Annotated in this window: 4 protein-coding genes; all 4 read right to left on the minus strand. The window is 49.3% G+C overall.

The window, feature by feature from the left end:
- Positions 1–74 precede the first annotated feature (74 nt).
- Entirely contained in the window at positions 75–899 is an 825-nt protein-coding gene (tsf, locus tag QVO39_RS03675; RefSeq protein WP_021903058.1) for a translation elongation factor Ts, read from the minus strand.
- A gap of 158 nt (positions 900–1057) precedes the next feature.
- A complete protein-coding gene (gene rpsB, locus QVO39_RS03680; protein WP_021903059.1) occupies positions 1058–1933 on the minus strand; it encodes a 30S ribosomal protein S2 in 876 nt (291 codons plus the stop codon).
- A 156-nt stretch (positions 1934–2089) separates the two neighbouring features.
- Positions 2090–2476 (minus strand): 30S ribosomal protein S9, encoded by a 387-nt coding sequence (gene rpsI / locus QVO39_RS03685; RefSeq protein ID WP_018029211.1) that lies wholly within the window; start codon positions 2474–2476, stop codon positions 2090–2092.
- Positions 2477–2492: 16 nt separating this feature from the next.
- The gene (gene rplM / locus QVO39_RS03690; protein WP_021903060.1) at positions 2493–2948 is read right to left on the minus strand and encodes a 50S ribosomal protein L13; all 456 of its coding nucleotides are present in this window, start codon (positions 2946–2948) and stop codon (positions 2493–2495) included.
- Positions 2949–3217 lie beyond the last annotated feature (269 nt).

The following is a 3217-nucleotide window of genomic DNA, read 5'->3' on the forward strand; positions in this document are numbered from 1 at the left end:
CAAATCAGTCACAAAAAAAAGCGGACGCCTAGGGTTATCCCCTAAGCGTCCGCAATACTATTTCCTCAGTCGGATTAGTCTTGGTTGAGGTTGAAGCGCTTAAAGTCAGTTACAGTAAGTGACTTAGAAGCCTCATGAAGCGTCTCCTCTACCGACTTCTTGCTCTCAGAGAATACAAACTCCTGCTTTAGGAGGGTGTTCTCCTTATAGAACTTTGATAGAGAGCCCTGAGCGATACGCTCAAGTAGGTTCTCAGGCTTACCAGCCTGGCGTGCCTTGTCCATAGCGATCTCTAGCTCCTGTTGCTTGATGCTCTCAGGTACCCCAGCCTCGTCTACTGCGATTGGGTTCATAGATGCTGCCTGCATAGCGATCTCCTTTGCTAGCTCGCCATCAAGGTTCTCATTGAATCCCACGATCACACCTAGCTTATTACCAGCGTGTACATAAGCTGCTACTGCAGGAGCAGAGATTTGCTCGTAAGCACCTAGCTCCATCTTCTCACCAGTTACGCCAGAGCACTCGGTGATTAGAGCCTCGATGGTACGACCATCTATCTCAAGAGCTAGAAGAGCCTCCAGGTTAGCAGGCTTCTCAGCCACAGCCTTATTGAGGATGCTTTGAGTCAAAGCTACGAAGTCCTCATTCTTAGCCACAAAGTCGGTCTCACACTTTAGAGCCACAAGGGTAGCCACGCCACCCTCAGTGTGGGTAAGTACACAGCCCTCAGCTGCCTCGCGGTCCGAGCGCTTTGCTGCAATCGCCTGACCCTTCTTACGTAGGATCTCGATCGCCTTATCGTGGTCGCCACCAGCCTCTTCAAGAGCCTTCTTTACGTCCATCATACCAGCACCAGTGAGGTCACGAAGGTGCTTGATGTCTTGCATCGTTACTGCCATAATCTTCTTTCTTTATCGTAATAAATTAATTCTTAGTCTCAAAAAAAGCACCTCCTAGCCCTAGGAGTATTGATTGCTCTACGGGGCATGGAGGTGCTGCTCTATTGTCCAAAGTCCTTGGGCTGTCGTCTAATGCTTGGTCTTAGTCTCCAATCACCTTACTCAGCATCCTCATCGGACTCCTTATTGGCAAACTTCTCAGCTAGGCGTGCGTTCATAGCGTCGTTATCCTCACGCTTGATACGCTCACGGCGTACACCTCTGCCACCACGGCGGCGTCCAGTGCTCTCCTCGCCTTCTGCCTCAGCCTGCTGTGCTGCAGCCTTCTCGTCGGCCTTAGCAATCTTGCGCTCCATAGCACCCTCCTTGATTGCCTCTGCCATAGCACCTACGATCACCTCGATAGAAGTGGTAGCATCGTCATTTGCAGGGATCACATAGTCGATGTTTTTAGGATTAGCATTGGTATCGCAGATAGCAAAGATTGGAATACCTAGGCGAAGTGCCTCGCGGATCGCGATGTGCTCCTTGCATACATCCACTACAAATAGTGCCCCAGGGATACTCTTCATATCCTTGATAGAGCCAAAGTTTCTCTCCAGCTTCTCACGCTGACGAGTGATCTGTAGCTTCTCACGCTTTGAGAGGTTCTCAAAAGTGCCATTGCTGATCATGGTATCGATGTTGTCCATCTTACTTACCGTCTTGCGGATGGTAGGGAAGTTGGTGAGCATACCACCTGGCCAGCGCTCAGTTACATAAGGCATACCGCACTCCTGAGCCTTCTCTGCTAGCACCTCTTGTGCCTGCTTCTTGGTTCCTACAAAGAGGATGGTCTTACCTTGCTGTGCCATCTTCTTAAGAGCCTCAGCGGCCTCATCTACCTTCACTACAGTCTTGTGAAGGTCTACAATGTGGATGCCGTTACGCTCCATAAAGATATAAGGAGCCATAGCTGGGTTCCACCTACGGGTGAGGTGACCGAAGTGCGCTCCAGCCTCTAGCAGCTGGTCAAAATTTACTCTTGTTGACATAGTGTCTATTGTCTAAATCGTTTACATTCTTCAATCGTCTTGACCTCGAGCAGGGTGAGTAGGGTAGACCGTGCGGCCCGCCATCTCCCGAGCTTAGATACTAAACGAAATACTCTCTTCTCTAATAATGTGCCGAAAGGTAGCCCTCTGAAAGCATTAACGCTTAGAGAACTGGAACTTACGACGAGCACCTGGCTGACCTGGCTTCTTACGCTCTACTGCACGTGGGTCGCGGGTCATGAAGCCCTCTGCCTTGAGTGCAGCCTTGTCCTCAGGATTGATCTTTACAAGTGCACGGGCAATACCCAGACGAGCTGCCTCGCTCTGACCAGTGTAGCCACCGCCCTTGAGGTTGATCTTGATATCGTACTGACCCTCTACCCCTAGCTTTGCTAGTGGCTGACGCACTACAAATTGTAGTAGTGGGTTGGGGAAGTAAGACTCTATTTCCTTGTCATTGATCGTGATCTTGCCACTACCAGCACGTAGATAGACACGTGCTACAGCCGCTTTTCTTCTGCCTAAAGCATTGATAATTTCCATGTCTTAATCTTTCTACTTATCTGGTTTTGATTTCAATAGTACGAGGTTGCTGTGCCTCATGCTTGTGGTCTGGTCCCTCATATACATAGAGGTTGTTGAGGAGCTTCGCACCAAGGCGATTCTTAGGGAGCATACCCTTTACCACCTTGCGGTAAAGTGCCTCCCAGCCACGTACCTTCACCATACGCTCAGGTGACATCTCCTTCTGCCCACCTGGGTAGAGAGAGTAGCTGAGGTAAGTGCGCTCGGTCCACTTTGCACCAGTAAGTACTGCCTTCTCGGCATTGATAATGATCACATTGTCGCCACAGTCTACGTGAGGAGTGAAGCTAGCCTTGTGCTTGCCTCTCAAAATCTTAGCTACCTCACTAGCTAGGCGACCCATTGAATGCCCCGTGGCATCCACTACCACCCATTCCTTCTGCGCAGTTGCTTTGTTGGCAGAGATGGTCTTATAACTCAAAGTATCCACGTTATTTACTTTGTTTTCTTGGTTTTACAATCAATCTAGAAGCTTGCAATGTGCATTGATAGTGGGCGTCTTGAGTGCTAATCATACCCTTATTACAAGGGTGGGTACCCGCTACCTTGTCACTGCAAATCATCTTCTCATTGATAATAATCGGCACGCAAAGATACCAATAAATTCCTTAGCCACAAATACTTTCCCTGGATAACTATTCCCCCTCTATCTATGGTACCTCTATCGGACAGGTCGGACGAGTCAGACAGGTCGGATAA

Origin of the sequence: Porphyromonas sp. CAG:1061 (assembly GCF_000435035.1) — a bacterium.
Taxonomy (GTDB): Bacteria; Bacteroidota; Bacteroidia; order Bacteroidales; family Porphyromonadaceae; genus Porphyromonas_A; species Porphyromonas_A somerae.

What these genes read in the sequence shown, in the direction of transcription:
- tsf (WP_021903058.1), bottom strand. Translation starts at nt 899, where the DNA reads ATGGCAGTAACGATGCAAGACATCAAGCACCTTCGTGACCTCACTGGT.
- rpsB (WP_021903059.1), bottom strand. Translation starts at nt 1,933, where the DNA reads ATGTCAACAAGAGTAAATTTTGACCAGCTGCTAGAGGCTGGAGCGCAC.
- rpsI (WP_018029211.1), bottom strand. Translation starts at nt 2,476, where the DNA reads ATGGAAATTATCAATGCTTTAGGCAGAAGAAAAGCGGCTGTAGCACGT.